Origin of the sequence: Pseudomonas sp. G5001 (genome assembly GCF_013385475.1) — a bacterium.
Taxonomy (GTDB): Bacteria; Pseudomonadota; Gammaproteobacteria; order Pseudomonadales; family Pseudomonadaceae; genus Aquipseudomonas.
In genome coordinates this window covers 89,874-103,917 of sequence record NZ_JACAPZ010000001.1, presented here as the reverse complement: position 1 = coordinate 103,917, position 14,044 = coordinate 89,874, and the positions used below count along the sequence as shown (strand labels likewise).

At 61.1% G+C, this 14,044-nt stretch carries 14 protein-coding genes; 9 read left to right on the top strand and 5 right to left on the bottom strand.

Features of this window, described 5'->3' with window-relative positions; genetic code table 11:
- Positions 1-19: 19 nt before the first annotated feature.
- Positions 20-1,540, bottom strand: coding sequence for an aldehyde dehydrogenase family protein (locus tag HX805_RS00485; protein ID WP_003219398.1), 1,521 nt, complete (start codon positions 1,538-1,540; stop codon positions 20-22).
- A gap of 286 nt (positions 1,541-1,826) precedes the next feature.
- On the opposite strand from HX805_RS00485, the gene HX805_RS00480 reads away from it, so the two are divergent.
- The 5 genes from HX805_RS00480 (at position 1,827) to HX805_RS00460 (ending at position 7,427) form a co-directional block, all read left to right on the top strand.
- Positions 1,827-3,737 (top strand): sigma-54-dependent Fis family transcriptional regulator, encoded by a 1,911-nt coding sequence (locus HX805_RS00480; RefSeq protein WP_177116500.1) that lies wholly within the window; start codon positions 1,827-1,829, stop codon positions 3,735-3,737.
- 232 nt (positions 3,738-3,969) lie between these two features.
- Positions 3,970-4,956: a hypothetical protein gene (locus HX805_RS00475; RefSeq protein ID WP_256348063.1), complete on the top strand. Its 987-nt coding sequence runs from the start codon at positions 3,970-3,972 to the stop codon at positions 4,954-4,956.
- Between the two features lie 218 nt (positions 4,957-5,174).
- A complete protein-coding gene (gene mpl, locus HX805_RS00470; RefSeq protein ID WP_003219401.1) occupies positions 5,175-6,524 on the top strand; it encodes a UDP-N-acetylmuramate:L-alanyl-gamma-D-glutamyl-meso-diaminopimelate ligase in 1,350 nt (449 codons plus the stop codon).
- A complete protein-coding gene (gene ubiX, locus HX805_RS00465; RefSeq protein ID WP_003219402.1) occupies positions 6,521-7,150 on the top strand; it encodes a flavin prenyltransferase UbiX in 630 nt (209 codons plus the stop codon). Before mpl ends, ubiX begins: the two co-directional genes overlap by 4 nt.
- Complete coding sequence (locus tag HX805_RS00460) at positions 7,143-7,427, top strand: YceK/YidQ family lipoprotein (RefSeq protein ID WP_023659172.1); 285 nt, start codon at positions 7,143-7,145, stop codon at positions 7,425-7,427. Before ubiX ends, HX805_RS00460 begins: the two co-directional genes overlap by 8 nt.
- Before the next feature lie 88 nt (positions 7,428-7,515).
- Here HX805_RS00460 and HX805_RS00455 read toward each other — a convergent pair whose 3' ends face one another.
- The 3 genes from HX805_RS00455 to HX805_RS00445 form a co-directional block, all read right to left on the bottom strand.
- Positions 7,516-8,157, bottom strand: coding sequence for an oxidoreductase (locus tag HX805_RS00455; protein ID WP_003215421.1), 642 nt, complete (start codon positions 8,155-8,157; stop codon positions 7,516-7,518).
- Positions 8,158-8,185: 28 nt separating this feature from the next.
- Positions 8,186-9,904: a C13 family peptidase gene (locus HX805_RS00450; RefSeq protein ID WP_177045742.1), complete on the bottom strand. Its 1,719-nt coding sequence runs from the start codon at positions 9,902-9,904 to the stop codon at positions 8,186-8,188.
- Between the two features lie 103 nt (positions 9,905-10,007).
- Positions 10,008-10,463, bottom strand: a complete 456-nt coding sequence (locus HX805_RS00445) for a MaoC family dehydratase (RefSeq protein WP_003215423.1) — start codon at positions 10,461-10,463, stop codon at positions 10,008-10,010.
- A 179-nt stretch (positions 10,464-10,642) separates the two neighbouring features.
- On the opposite strand from HX805_RS00445, the gene HX805_RS00440 reads away from it, so the two are divergent.
- The 4 genes from HX805_RS00440 (at position 10,643) to HX805_RS00425 (ending at position 12,649) form a co-directional block, all read left to right on the top strand.
- Entirely contained in the window at positions 10,643-11,005 is a 363-nt protein-coding gene (locus tag HX805_RS00440) for a CidA/LrgA family protein (protein ID WP_008436537.1), read from the top strand.
- The gene (locus HX805_RS00435) at positions 11,002-11,718 is read left to right on the top strand and encodes an LrgB family protein (protein ID WP_003215425.1); all 717 of its coding nucleotides are present in this window, start codon (positions 11,002-11,004) and stop codon (positions 11,716-11,718) included. Before HX805_RS00440 ends, HX805_RS00435 begins: the two co-directional genes overlap by 4 nt.
- 21 nt (positions 11,719-11,739) lie before the next feature.
- Positions 11,740-12,330: an LON peptidase substrate-binding domain-containing protein gene (locus HX805_RS00430; RefSeq protein WP_003215426.1), complete on the top strand. Its 591-nt coding sequence runs from the start codon at positions 11,740-11,742 to the stop codon at positions 12,328-12,330.
- Positions 12,331-12,442: 112 nt separating this feature from the next.
- The gene (locus HX805_RS00425) at positions 12,443-12,649 is read left to right on the top strand and encodes a hypothetical protein (RefSeq protein WP_003215427.1); all 207 of its coding nucleotides are present in this window, start codon (positions 12,443-12,445) and stop codon (positions 12,647-12,649) included.
- Here HX805_RS00425 and HX805_RS00420 read toward each other — a convergent pair.
- The gene (locus HX805_RS00420) at positions 12,646-13,962 is read right to left on the bottom strand and encodes a bifunctional DedA family/phosphatase PAP2 family protein (RefSeq protein WP_003215428.1); all 1,317 of its coding nucleotides are present in this window, start codon (positions 13,960-13,962) and stop codon (positions 12,646-12,648) included. The genes HX805_RS00425 and HX805_RS00420 overlap by 4 nt on opposite strands.
- Positions 13,963-14,044: the final 82 nt, after the last annotated feature.

Here is a 14,044-nt window from a genome sequence, read left to right as displayed (position 1 = left end):
TGTGGGAGCGGGTTGTCAGTTAGAAGAAGCCCAGCGGGTTGATGTCGTAGCTCACCAGCAGGTTTTTGGTCTGCTGATAGTGATCAAGCATCATCTTGTGAGTCTCACGGCCCACACCGGATTTCTTGTAACCACCGAACGCGGCATGCGCCGGGTACAGGTGGTAGCAGTTGGTCCATACACGCCCGGCCTTGATCGCCCGGCCCATGCGGTACGCGCGGTTGATGTCGCGGGTCCACAGGCCGGCACCCAGGCCGAACTCGGTGTCGTTGGCAATCGCCAGGGCTTCGGCTTCATCCTTGAAGGTAGTGATGCTCACCACCGGGCCAAAGATTTCTTCCTGGAACACCCGCATCTTGTTGGTGCCTTTGAGCAGGGTTGGCTGGATGTAATAGCCGGTGGCCAGATCGCCGGTCAGCTTCTCGACCTTGCCGCCGGTCAGCAGCTCGGCGCCTTCGCCCTTGGCGATTTCGAGGTAGGACAAAATCTTGTCGAACTGCTGCTCGGACGCCTGGGCGCCGACCATGGTGTCGGTGTCCAGCGGGTCGCCACGTTTGATCGACTCGACCTTCTTCATCACCACTTTCATGAAGTCGTCGTAGATCGACTCTTCCACCAGCGCGCGGGAAGGGCAGGTGCACACTTCGCCCTGGTTGAAGAACGCCAGCACCAAACCTTCGGCGGCCTTCTCGATGAATTGCGGTTCGGCTTTCATGATGTCGGCGAAGAAGATGTTCGGCGACTTGCCGCCCAGCTCAACGGTGGACGGAATGATGTTCTCGGCGGCCGCGTGCATGATGTGCGAGCCCACTGGCGTGGAGCCGGTGAAGGCGATCTTGGCGATGCGCTTGCTGGTGGCCAGGGCTTCGCCGGCTTCTTTGCCGTAGCCGTGCACCACGTTCAGCACGCCCGGCGGCAGCAGGTCGCCGATCAGTTCCATCAGCACGTTGATGCCCAGCGGGGTTTGCTCGGCAGGCTTGAGCACCACGCAGTTACCGGCGGCCAGGGCTGGCGCGAGTTTCCAGGCGGCCATCAGCAGCGGGAAGTTCCACGGGATGATCTGGCCGACCACGCCCAGCGGTTCGTGGAAGTGGTAAGCGGCGGTGTGTTCGTTGATCTCGGCGCTGCTGCCTTCCTGGGCGCGGATGCAGCCGGCGAAGTAGCGGAAGTGATCCGCGGCCAGCGGGATGTCGGCGTTCAGGGTTTCGCGCACGGCCTTGCCGTTGTCCCAGGTTTCGGTGATGGCTAGCAGTTCGAGGTTCTGTTCGATGCGGTCGGCGATTTTCAGCAGTACCAGCGAGCGGTCCTGGGCCGAGGTCTTGCCCCAGGCGTCAGCGGCGGCGTGGGCGGCGTCCAGGGCCTTGTCGATATCCTTGGCAGTGGAGCGCGGGAATTCGGCGATGGGCTTGCCGTTGACCGGCGAGGTGTTGGTGAAATAGTTGCCATCGACCGGCGCGACAAACTCACCGCCGATGTAGTTGCCGTACTTGGCCTTGAACGAAACGATCGCGCCTTCAGTACCGGGGTGTGCGTAACGCATGGTGGGTATCTCCTGGCTTTTTGTGTTTATTGGAGGACGCACGGTTGTGCTTGTTAAAGCGTAGAGCAAAGGTCGGGCCAGTGCCTCGTAGAGCCTGTAAATCAAGGGTTTAGAGGTTGTTGCAAACCGTTGCTGTGGCAAGCTTGGTACAGCCTGGGTGACAGTTTGTGCCATAAGCGGTACAGCCTGTGACCGGTGGGTCTGCCCGGGATTGCAATGGTCGGGAGGCTGGAGGATGCTGGGCACTCGCGCGCGGTGTACTTCACGCAGGGAGAATAATAAGAACATGCAAAACGATCATTTCATTCGCCATGCCCAACAAGTCCTGACGGTCACCCGTGGGCAGGACCCGCTGCATGGCCCCGGCAGCGATCCGTCCATCGCCCGCTCCTGGCTGCGTTGTCTTGAGGACTATCACCTCGACCCCGCACTGACCATCGCGCCCACGGTGCTCGAACATGGCCGCCTGCTGGAAAGCCGCGAACGCCTGCAACAAGTGCTGAGCATCGCCGGCAATGAAATGAACAGCCTGCATCAACAGCTCTCCGGCGCCGGCCATGCGGTGCTGCTGACCGACGCCCGTGGGGTGATCCTCAACTGCGTCACCGCCCCCAGCGAGCGCAAGATCTTCGAGGGTGCCGGGCTGTGGCTGGGTGCCGATTGGAGCGAGGCCTGCGAAGGCACCAACGGCATCGGCACCTGCCTGGTGGAGCGCCAGTCCCTGACGATTCATCGCGATGAACACTTTCGTGGCCGACATACCGGCCTGACCTGCTCGGCCAGCCCGGTGTTCGACCCTCATGGCGAACTGCTGGCGGTGCTGGATGTGTCTTCGGCCCGGGAGGCGGTGTCGCGCCAGAGCCAGTTCCACACCATGGCGCTGGTCAATCTTTCGGCGAAGATGATCGAGAGCTGTTACTTCCTGCGCCATTTTGAGCACCACTGGTTGCTGCGCTTTCATTTGCAGGCAGAGTCTGTGGGCCTGTTCAGCGAAGGACTGCTGGCGTTCGATGGTGAAGGGCGCATTTGCGCGGTTAACCAGAGTGCGTTGAACCTGCTCGGGCAAATCCGTGGCGGGTTGTTGGGGCAGCCGGTCGAGGCGTTTTTCGATTGTTCGCTCGATGAGTTGCTCGGGCGTGCCAGCGCGAACGCCAGCGCCAGTTGGCCCCTGCGTACCCGCGATGGCCGTGGCTTGTTCGCGGTGTTGCGCGGCCAGCCACGCAGCGTCCCGGTGCCGGTGGCCCACGCCTTGCCGGAGCGGCCGCGATTGCCGGGCATTTGCCTTGGAGACGCGGCGCTGCAAAACGATTTCCGCAGAGCCTTGCGGGTGTTCGAGCGTGATGTGCCTTTGCTGATCCAGGGGGAAACCGGGTCTGGCAAAGAGGCGTTTGCCAAGGCCGTGCACCATGCAAGCCTGCGCGCAGATAAAGCCTTTGTGGCCCTCAACTGCGCAGCCATCCCGGAAAGCCTCATCGAAAGCGAGCTGTTCGGTTATCGCGGCGGCAGTTTTACCGGCGCCCGCAAGGAAGGCATGCGCGGCAAGCTGCAGCAGGCGGATGGTGGCACGTTGTTTCTGGATGAAATCGGCGATATGCCGCTGGCTTTGCAAACCCGGCTATTAAGGGTGCTTGAAGACCGCTTGGTAGTGCCCATCGGCGGTGAACCGCAAGCGGTGGACGTCAGAATTATCAGCGCTACCCACCGTAATCTGCTTGATCGGGTGCAGGACGGTAGTTTTCGTGAAGACCTGTATTACCGGCTCAATGGCCTGGAAGTGGCCTTGCCGCCGTTGCGCGAGCGCAGTGACAAGTTGCAACTGCTGGACTTCCTGTTGGCCGAAGAAGCGGGAGATCAGGCGGTGCAGCTTGACGGCGAGGCCCGCCAGGCCCTGTTGGCGTTCGCGTGGCCGGGCAACGTGCGGCAGTTGCGCACGGTGTTGCGCACCCTCGCCGCACTGTGTGAGGACGGGCGGGTGAGGCTTGATGACCTGCCTGCACAGATTCGTGCCGTGCAAACCGTGCCGGTGGCGGTGAGTGAACCGGCAAACTCATTGCTGGATGCTGCCGAGCGCCAGGCATTGCTGGCAACATTGGTGCAGCAACGCTGGCATATGACGCACGTGGCGACGGTGCTTGGAGTCAGTAGAAATACGCTTTATAGAAAGTTACGTAAGTATGGTATAGCGCGTCAGGTGTAATGATGACGTTACCTGTTCTGGCTGTGAGTGATCAATCTGTGTTGTGGGCGACTGTGCGTTAAATAATGGCGTCGCACCGTATTAATGTTTTGTCATGTATTTTCGTGTGTGGGTGACTGTCTTCTGGAACGTTCATTATCTGTTTAGTTACTAAGTTGGCGGTTGTCGATTGTCTCGATAACTCGCTAATAGCGCTTATGGGTAAATAGTAACAACAAGTGAGATAATAATCATGAATAGTATTAGAGTTCGGCCCAACACGGTCAATCTACCTCCAGTGAATAAACCACCGGCCCCGCGCAATGGCGGTGTAACGCCTCCGATAGTACGTCCCGGTGGCCAGGGCAGCTCCCCTCCAATAGCTCCCCAACCTAAACCCCGGTTAGGGAAAAATCCGGCCACAGACACCTCCACAACGTTACCCAAGCCCGAGAAACCCAATAATTTTCAAACGCTGACACAACAAAAATTGATGAACCAAGGGCCTGCCAACCGGCCGTTCAAGCCTCAGGCCAGCGCAGATCCTAAAGATTTGGCACAGGTGACTCAAAACCTGATGGTTGCTGATCGGCTGGTCAAGGCCGGGGTGTTCAACACCTCGCCCCAGGCGGCAACGGTAGCCCGCGACGCCTTTGTCAGTGCGGGTATAAGCGGATTGGTCAGCGCTCCCCTGAGTATTGGTACCTACGCAGGCTCGGTTTGGTCTGGCGAGACAATCAAGGCGCAGTTTACAAACAATACGCCACTGCTCCCTCCGGCTCACCAGCCGGCTCCAAGCACGCAGGTGCCTGCCGCGAAAACCGACGGGACAACATCGGTCGTCGCCACGCAGGACACCGACACGGGTGCCACGACCGCGCGCTTGGGCCTGGCCGAGTTGCGCATGGAAGTCATTGCCAACAATATTATGGCAATGCGTCAAGGAACGAATGCTCCGGCACTTAAAATGAGCGACTCCTCGTCGCGTACGCCAAGCGAGCGCCTCGAAACGCTTGAGGCCTTGTATAAAACTGCGGAGGAACAGCTTAAAAAACTGGGGGACGAAAACGACATGGTATTCCGGCCTTACATTGCCACTCCCGCAGACGGCACCGATGACAAAGGCCGTCTGGATGTTATTGATAAAAAATTCGACGCATTAAACAAGTTCATAGGGAAGTTGTTGCACATGGGCACGATGTCATTACCGGCAGAGTCTGCCGAAACAAAAGTCGTGTGACATAACCCCGCGTAAACTTTCGAGTCATGGATGATGCTCAGTCAAACTGGCGATGGGTCCGATGCCATGCATGCATCCTGTGGCACCGGACTTATCGAATATTCCCCTACGCTCTGACAAACAATGGCGGCTACCCCCCAAGGCCTGCGTGCTACAGCTAAAGAGTGCGATTTTCCCTTCCCTGCGCTAACCTGCCTCGATGTTTTACGAGGTCGACTATGCACATTCATATTCTCGGTATTTGCGGCACGTTCATGGGCTCGATGGCGGTGCTCGCCAAAGAACTGGGCCATCATGTTACTGGCTCCGATGCCAACGTTTACCCACCCATGAGCACGCAACTGCAGGCCCAGGGCATTGAGCTGACCCAAGGTTATGACCCGGCGCAATTCGACCCGGTCCCGGACCTTGTCGTGATCGGCAATGCCATGGTGCGCGGTAACCCGGCAGTCGAATATGTACTGAATAAAGGTTTGCCGTACGTGTCTGGCCCGCAATGGCTGGCCGACCATGTGTTGCAAGGCCGTTGGGTACTCGCCGTTGCCGGTACCCATGGCAAGACCACCACCAGCAGCATGCTGGCCTGGGTGCTGGAGCATGCGGGCATGAGCCCGGGCTTCCTGATTGGTGGCGTGCCGCAGAATTTCTCGGTGTCGGCGCGCCTCGGCGACACCCCGTTTTTTGTCATCGAAGCCGATGAGTACGACAGCGCGTTCTTCGACAAACGCTCCAAGTTCGTTCACTACCGCCCGCGTACGGCGATCCTGAACAACCTGGAGTTCGATCACGCGGACATCTTCCCTGATCTGGCGGCCATCGAGCGGCAGTTCCACCACTTGGTGCGCACCATTCCCAGCGAAGGCCTGGTGATTCACCCCACCACCGAACCTGCCCTGCAGCGAGTTATCGAGATGGGCTGCTGGACCCCGGTACAAACCACCGGTGCTGGCGGCCAATGGCAGGTCAAACTGCTGAGCGAAGATGGCTCCAAATTTGAAGTACTGTTCGAAGGCGTCGCCCAAGGCATCGTCGATTGGGACATGACCGGCCAGCACAACGTCGCCAATGCCTTGGTCACCCTGGCGGCTGCGCGGCATGTCGGCGTGGTGCCGTCCATGGGCATTGCGGCCTTGAGCGCGTTCAAAAGCGTCAAGCGCCGGATGGAAAAGGTCGCCGAAGTGAATGGGATTACCATCTATGACGACTTTGCCCACCACCCGACGGCCATCGCCACTACCCTGGATGGCTTGCGCAAGCGTGTGGGTGATGCCCAGGTGATCGCGATTATCGAGCCGCGCTCCAACTCCATGAAGCTGGGCGCCCACCGTGATGGTTTGCCGGAAAGCGTCAACGATGCCGACCAGGTTGTGTGGTACGCGCCGGCCAACCTCGGTTGGGACCTGCCTGCCATCGCCGCGTTGTGCACGGTGCCGTCGATTTGCCGCGACTCACTGGAAGGCATCATCGAGCACGTGAAACACCAGGCCAGGCCCGGCACTCACGTGGTGATCATGAGCAACGGCGGCTTTGGCGGCCTGCATGGCAAACTCGCCGAGGCCCTGAAGTGAGCGGCCCGGAACGCGTCACCCTGGCGATGACCGGTGCGTCCGGCGCGCCCTATGGCTTGCGCCTGCTGGACTGCCTGGTGCGCGAAGACCGCGAGGTGCACTTCCTGATCTCCAAGGCCGCGCAACTGGTGCTGGCCACCGAGACCGATGTGGCGTTGCCGCCCAAAGTGCAGATGATGCAGGCCTTCCTCACCGAGTACACCGGTGCGGCGGCGGGGCAGATCAAGGTCTATGGCAAGGAAGACTGGATGTCACCGGTGGCGTCGGGCTCCGGTGCGCCGGCCGCGATGGTGGTGGTGCCGTGTTCCACCGGGACCCTGTCGGCGATTGCCACGGGCGCCTGCAACAACCTGATCGAGCGCGCGGCGGACGTGACCTTGAAGGAGCGTCGCCAGTTGATTCTGGTGCCGCGCGAAGCGCCGTATTCGAGCATCCATCTGGAGCACATGCTCAAGCTGTCGAACATGGGCGTGACTATCTTGCCGGCGTCGCCGGGCTTCTATCACCAGCCGCAGACCATCGATGACCTGGTGGACTTTGTGGTGGCGCGGATTCTCAACCTGCTGAACATTCCCCAGGACATGCTGCCGCGCTGGGGCGAGCACCATTTGAGCAGTGATGAATAAACTATTGATGGTGCTGCTGGCGCTGCAACTGACCGGGTGTGCGACTGCGCGAACCCTGGACGCCGCCCAGCCCGGCGCGCCGGTGGTGTATGCCGGCACGCGGCTGGACATGTATGCGATTCAGGGCGGGTGCTGCGCGATGGACCGTTTTGGGGCCGAGGCGCCGAGCTATCCCCATGTCGACCTGCCGGCCAGTGCCTTGCTCGACACGCTGCTGTTGCCGCTGTCGGTGCTGACGGTGCTGGGGGTTGGGTTCAATGCGACGGGCGGGCTGTAGTACTTAATCCCATTATTAACAGAAATCCAATGTGGGAGCGGGCTTGCTCGCTCCCACATTTGGATGGTGTCCTGCCTGGAATTACGTGTTATTTGCCGAGCTTGCGCAGCTCGTCCGACTCTATAACCCGCACCCCATCCTGCTCTTCCAGCGCCAGTCGCCACATCGCCCGCGCCAGTTCGCACACTTCAATGCCGTGGTACTTGCCCGGAATCAGCCGCGACAATGGCCCGGCCAGTTGCTCGGCCAGCCGCGGTTCCAATCGCTCACCCAACAACAGCGAAGGTCGGACGATGGTCAACTGCGGCCAATCCTGGGCTTTTAACGCCTGTTCCATCTCGCCCTTGACGCGGTTGTAGAAGATCGAGGATTTCGGGTCAGCACCGATTGCGCTGATCACGATCAGGTGCCGCGCCCCCATTTCCCGGGCGCGCTTGGCAAAGGCCACGACCATGTCCAGGTCGACGGCGCGGAACGCTTCTTCGGAGCCGGCCTGCTTGATGGTGGTGCCCAGGCAGCAGAAGGCGATGTCCACCTGGCCGCTCAGTTGCGGCAGGAATACTGCCGGGTCGCCCACCGGGTTTTCCAGGTGTGGATGCTCGGCCAGAGGCTTGCGGCTGGGTGCCAGCACGCGGGTCACGGTCGGCTCGTTGAGCAGGCGGTCCAGCAGGTGCTCCCCGGTCAGGCCGGAGGCTCCGGCGAGCAAGATATGCTGAGGCGTCAGGTACATGATGTTTCCCCCTTGATACAGATTCAGCTTAGTTGCTCTTGGCTTCCTTGCTATTCATTGAGACGCTTTCGAGCGCCTTTCGTGCCTGCTGTTTGCGTAATAATTGCCAATGGGCGATTACGCCTTTGGGGGCCCAGATCTGCGGTTCGGAGGCTTCGAAGTTGTCCGCCTGTTCGCGTTCGGCCACGTGGGTCTGTGCCAGCTTGAAGGCTTGCTGCAAGTCGTCGGTCTGGTTGAAGGCCTGGGCAAAGAGGGCGTCGCCGAAGTAGGTGAAGTCTGCCTCTTCGGAGCAGCCGAACGACACGCGATCGGCGCGCGAGGCGGTCATGATCAGGGTGTGTTCGTCCTTCAGGGCCGGGATGAACCCGCCGGAGTAGCAGGCCGAAATCACGATGATCTTGTCGCGGTTCTTCAGCGGTGCCAGCACGGCGGCCAGCTCATCGGCCGGCAGGTCGGCCAGCTCCATGCGCGGCTGGTCGAGCACCAGTTCGTGCTCGTGAGTGCCGTGGCTGGTCAGGTAGATAAACACCAGGTCTTGCGGGCCACTGCGTTCGGCCAGGGTCTGGACTGCGCGGCGCAGGCTTTCGCGAGTGGCCATCGGGCGGTCGGCAATATGGTCGCGATGGTTCACCAGGCGGATCTGGCCGTAGGCGCCGAAGCGTGTGGCGAGCATGTTGCTGACGTAGTCGGCTTCGCGCAGGAACACGCTTTGTTTGCCGTCGCCGGCCACCACCAGGGTGTACAGCTCCACCCCCGATTTGGACGCGGGCACGGCGGCGAGGGCGGCATCCAGCAAGTGGCCCTGGGCAAACAGGCCGATTTCCAGCGGGTCAGGCAACAATTTGCCCTCGGCGTCGCGCACGCGCATGCCGTTGACCCAGGTGCCGGCCTGCACGGTGCCGTCGGTGAGCACCAAAGTGCCACGACCTTGATAGCTGTCGCTGTCGAAGCCGCCAATATAGAAGCTGCCGTCGGTGAGGTTCAGGCGGCCTGTGCCTGTGAAGCGCCAGTCGACGAACTGGCCGACGTAGTGGCTGCCATCGACGCCGATCAGTTCGCCCTTGCCGCTGAGGGCGCCTTCCTTGAATTCGCCGATCCATACGTCGCCGTCGGCGTTTTCGTAGCGGCCCTTGCCGTTGAGCTGGTTTTGTTTGAAATGACCGATGTACATGTCGCCGTCGGCGCTGTTGAAGGTGCCGTTGCCCTCCAGTTGGCCATCGACGAAGCGGCCGCTGAACTGGTTGCCGCTGTCGTCGTTGCGCTGGCCTTCGCCGTTGGGCTTGCCGTGGGCGAACTGGCCCTGGTACTGGCTGCCGTCGGCCAGCTCGAGGCGGCCGAGGCCGGAATACTGGTCGTCCTTGAATTCGCCGCGATAGGTCATCTGCCCCTCTTTGAGGGTGCCTTCGCCGTTGCGCTTACCTTGTTTGAAACCGCCGACGTAGCTGTTGGCCGCCGTGGTCAGGCTGCCCTGGCCGTCGAACAGGCCCTGCTGGAACTGGCCTTTATAGACCTCGCCGTTGCTGCCATGCCATTCGCCCTGGCCGTGCCACTGGCCTTTATCGAACTGGCCCGCGTACCAACTGCCATTGGGGTAATCCACCCGGCCCTGGCCTTGCAGCAAGCCATTGACCACATCGCCACGGTAACGACCGCCATCGGGCAGCCGCGCATCGGGCGGCAACAGCGATTCGCCGTCGCCGCACGCGGTGAGCAACAGGACAAGAGCAAGGGGAGCGAGTGGGCGCATAGCGGGATCCGGATAATTGAGCGCCGAGTATGCCGCAGCTGCGAGATCTATACATAAATTTACATGAATTGTGGTGAGCGGACGGGCTCACCACAGCCAGCCTTCAGACGAAGCAGAGTGACAACGATTCTGCAATGTAGGCCGGTTTTTCCTGGCCATCGATTTCCAGGGTGCAGGTGGCTTTAAGCAACCATTGCCCAGGTTTTTTCTCGGTGGCGTCGGTCAGGGTCACGGCCAGGCGCACCCTGGAGTCGACCTTCACGGGCTGGATGAAGCGCACGCTGTCCAGGCCATAGTTGACCGCCATCTTCAGGCCTTCGGGCATGATCAGGATGTCTTCGATCAGCTTGGGTATCAGCGACAGCGACAGGAAACCGTGGGCGATGGTGCCGCCAAACGGGGTCTGGGCGGCTTTCACCGGGTCGACGTGGATGAACTGAAAATCGCCGGTGGCTTCCGCGAACAGGTTGATACGTTCCTGGTCGATGGTGAGCCATGCAGAACGTCCCAGTTCCTTGCCGACATATTCTTTGAGTTGCGCTACGGGTACTGAGGGCATTGCGACTCTCCTTCTTTGCTCGGTTGGCTTCATCGTTTTTGTAGTTTTGGACAGGTCCAGAGAACCAATGTAGATCATCACGGGCACTTGGCCCGGTCAACCCACCATGCTTTTGGCGAATGCCGCTCCATAGAGGCAGCGTGCTTATAATGCCGACACGCTTTTGGGGGGAAGAACGGATGCTGTTACGCGGTCTGACATGGCTGGTGCTGTTTCAATTACTCGGCACGGCGATCAATCATTTGTTTGTCCCGGTGCTGCCGGGGCCGATTATCGGGCTGCTGCTGATGCTGGCCTTCCTGGTATGGCGCGGCGAAGTCGGTGAGCCCCTGAACCTGGCGGCCAGCAGCCTGCTGCGTTATTTGCCATTGCTGCTGGTGCCGCCTGCGGTCGGCGTGATGGTGTATGCCAAGGACATCGCCGCCGACTTCTGGGCCATCGTCGGCGCGCTGGTGTTGTCGCTGGTGATCGCCATGGGCTTTGTCGGCGTGCTGATGCAGAAACTGGTCAAGCGCCAGGCGCAGCGGGAGGACGGCCAATGACACTGGACTGGCAGGGCGCCTGGGCCGCCGTGATTCATCACCCGTTGTTCGGCATCGGCATCACCCTCGGCGCCTATCAGCTGGTGCTGGCCGGTTTCGAGAAAACCCGCTGGATTTTCCTGCAACCGGTGCTGGTGTCGATGCTGTTGGTGATCGGCGTGTTGCTCGGCTGTGGCCTGACGTACGTCGAGTACCGCAAGAGCACCGAGATCATGAGCATCCTGCTGGGCCCTGCGACGGTAGCCCTGGCGGTGCCGCTTTACCTGAATCTGCGACGAATTCGCCAATTGTTCTGGCCGATTTTTACTACGCTGGTGGTGGGAGGCGTATTGGCCACCGGCCTGTGCGTGCTGTTGGGCTGGTGGTTTGGCGCCGAACACATGATGCTGATGACCATGGCACCCAAGTCCGTGACCTCACCGATTGCGATGCTGGTGGCCGAGCAGATCGGCGGCGTGGCGGCACTGGCGGCGGTGTTCGTGCTGATCACCGGGGTGATCGGCGCGATGATCGGTCCGGCGTATCTGTCACGGTTGGGCGTGCACAGCCCCGAAGCGCGCGGTATGGCGCTGGGCATGACCGCCCACGCCGTAGGTACGTCGGTGGCCTTGCAGGAAAGCGAAGAGACCGGCGCCTTTGCGGCGCTGGCCATGAGTCTGATGGGCGTGGCCACGGCGGTGTTCCTGCCGTTGGCCGTGTCGCTGGTTATTTAAGTCGGGTTTAAGGAAACCTTTATGAGTCTGGCGCTTTTCCCGCTCAATACCGTGCTGTTTCCCGGGTGCACCCTCGACCTGCAGCTGTTCGAGGCGCGTTACCTGGACATGATCAGCCGCTGCATGAAAAAGGGCGAAAGCTTTGGCGTGGTGTGCATCCTCGACGGCAAGGAAGTGGGGCTGGCGCCGGATGGCTATGCGTTGATTGGCTGCGAGGCGCTGATCCGCGACTTCAAGCAGCAGGACAATGGCCTGCTGGGGATTCGGGTCGAGGGTGGCCGGCGTTTCCGCGTGCGTGATGCCGGTGTGCAGAAGGACCAGTTGCTGGTGGCAGAGGTGCAATGGCTGCACGAGCATCCCGAGCAACCGCTGGAAGAGGAAGACGCTGACTTGCTGGCGTTGCTTCATGCCCTGGCCGAGCATCCGATGGTGGCGTCTTTGGATATGGGCACCCACGCCGATGGCCAGCAAGCCCTGGGCAATCAGTTGGCCTATCTGCTGCCCTTTACCGAGGCCGACAAGATCGACCTGTTGCAACTCGATGACCCGCAACAGCGCCTGGACGCGATCCAGTTGCTGCTGGATGAGTTGCAGGGCGAGCTGTTCACCTGACCCGCGAGTGTCACTCGGACTTGTCCTTCCCGGTCTTCAGATTTTCCGTGGTTGTCCTGATCCCGTTGCCTGAAATAGTTGGCAGTCACGTAACGATGATCAGGGGGAAAGGATGATTCGGCTTTCGCAATCGGAGCAAGTCGTGTGGGATGCGTTTTTTATGGCCGTCACCACGCAAATTCTTCATATGAACGACGGTCGCGGCGCGGAGTACATCGCCGAACGCGCCGCGGAGATGGCTGACGAAATGCTTCTGGAGCGGCGCGAGCGCAGCGTCGAACGCCGCGCTGCACCCCTGGATTGGCTGGGGCCTGCCTAGTAGGCATACCTCAGCAGCGCGTGGGAAGTGCCGGTAAACGCAATGAACCCGAGCACCGCGCCACACACCGGCAGGATCAGCCACCAGACTCTCGGCGGCATCGGTGGCAACAGGCTGCGGTGCTGGCTTAACGTCAGGCTGAAGGCGCACACCGTCATTGCCAGCAGGGTGCCGGCCAGGATGTCCGTCGGCCAGTGTGCACCCAGGTACACCCGGGAAATCGCGATGGTGGCGGCGGGAATGCAGCCAAGCACCAGCCAGGTCAGGCGCAGTCGTGTCGGTTGACCGCGACCGGCAAGCACTGCCAAGGCCAGGAAGAATGCAAACGAGCCGGACGCATGGCCGCTGGGCATGCTGAAGCTGGTGAGTGGGTCGGTCAGCACTTCGGGGCGCATCCGCGCAAAAAACAGCTTGGTCCCGGTATTGATCAGCGCCGCGCCCAGCAGGGTGGCGCCGACAAAGATTGCCTGGCGCCATTGCCGCGCCACCACCAGCAGGCCGGTCAGCACCGCGCTGGCGACAAACATCTTCTTGAACTCGCCGAGCTGGGTCACCATCACCATTGCCCGGTCGATCGCCGGGCCGCGGTGTTCCTGCACCAGTGCCATCAAGCCCTGGTCAAAGTCGTTGAGGTAGGGATAGCCGATAAACAACGCGATCAACAGTGTGCCGCCGATGCAGCCAATCCATAGGGTGGCGCGCCGATGGCCGCGCAGGCTGCTGTTGAGGCTTACGCCGATCAACACTGCGAGACAGGCGGCGACAATCCCGGCCTCTGGCCAGAAGCCTTCGGGCAATGGCAGGCGGAAGGCCGCGCCGGTGGCCCAGCCCGGCAACAGATACGCCACCGACCAGCCTGCACCGGCCAGCAGGCTCACGGCGGCAAAACGCGGGAAGGGCATGTCGCACATGCCCGCAACCATCGGCAACATCGGCCGCAGCGGGCCAATGAAGCGGCCTACCAACAGGCTGGCGATGCCGTACTTCTGGAAGTAAGCCTCGGCGCCGCTCATCCATTCCGGGTGATGCCGCAGGCCGGGAAGGCGCCGGATGTTCTGGTGGAAATGGCGACCGAGGAAGTAGGAAACAACATCGCCCAACACGCCGCCGAGGAAGCCCAGCAACAGGGTTTCTCCCAGTGACAGTGCGCCGCTGCCGGCCAGGGCGGCGATGGCAAACAGCAATACCGTGCCAGGTACGATCAGGCCGGCAATGGCCAGGCACTCCACGCACGCCACGATAAACACCGCCACGGCCAGCCATTGCGGGTTCAGGGTCAGCCAGCCGGTAATGCTATCGAGCCATGGGCCCATACAATCAACTCCCTTTTGTAGATCGTCCTTGTGGGAGCCTGGCTTGCCGGCGATGGCGTCCTTGAGTCCGCTATCGCCGGGC

Bases quoted from the DNA above. Each gene is read 5' to 3' on its own strand.
- HX805_RS00485 (WP_003219398.1), bottom strand. From the start codon at position 1,540: ATGCGTTACGCACACCCCGGTACTGAAGGCGCGATCGTTTCGTTCAAG.
- HX805_RS00480 (WP_177116500.1), top strand. From the start codon at position 1,827: ATGCAAAACGATCATTTCATTCGCCATGCCCAACAAGTCCTGACGGTC.
- HX805_RS00475 (WP_256348063.1), top strand. From the start codon at position 3,970: ATGAATAGTATTAGAGTTCGGCCCAACACGGTCAATCTACCTCCAGTG.
- mpl (WP_003219401.1), top strand. From the start codon at position 5,175: ATGCACATTCATATTCTCGGTATTTGCGGCACGTTCATGGGCTCGATG.
- HX805_RS00460 (WP_023659172.1), top strand. From the start codon at position 7,143: ATGAATAAACTATTGATGGTGCTGCTGGCGCTGCAACTGACCGGGTGT.
- HX805_RS00455 (WP_003215421.1), bottom strand. From the start codon at position 8,157: ATGTACCTGACGCCTCAGCATATCTTGCTCGCCGGAGCCTCCGGCCTG.
- HX805_RS00450 (WP_177045742.1), bottom strand. From the start codon at position 9,904: ATGCGCCCACTCGCTCCCCTTGCTCTTGTCCTGTTGCTCACCGCGTGC.
- HX805_RS00445 (WP_003215423.1), bottom strand. From the start codon at position 10,463: ATGCCCTCAGTACCCGTAGCGCAACTCAAAGAATATGTCGGCAAGGAA.
- HX805_RS00440 (WP_008436537.1), top strand. From the start codon at position 10,643: ATGCTGTTACGCGGTCTGACATGGCTGGTGCTGTTTCAATTACTCGGC.
- HX805_RS00435 (WP_003215425.1), top strand. From the start codon at position 11,002: ATGACACTGGACTGGCAGGGCGCCTGGGCCGCCGTGATTCATCACCCG.
- HX805_RS00430 (WP_003215426.1), top strand. From the start codon at position 11,740: ATGAGTCTGGCGCTTTTCCCGCTCAATACCGTGCTGTTTCCCGGGTGC.
- HX805_RS00425 (WP_003215427.1), top strand. From the start codon at position 12,443: ATGATTCGGCTTTCGCAATCGGAGCAAGTCGTGTGGGATGCGTTTTTT.
- HX805_RS00420 (WP_003215428.1), bottom strand. From the start codon at position 13,962: ATGGGCCCATGGCTCGATAGCATTACCGGCTGGCTGACCCTGAACCCG.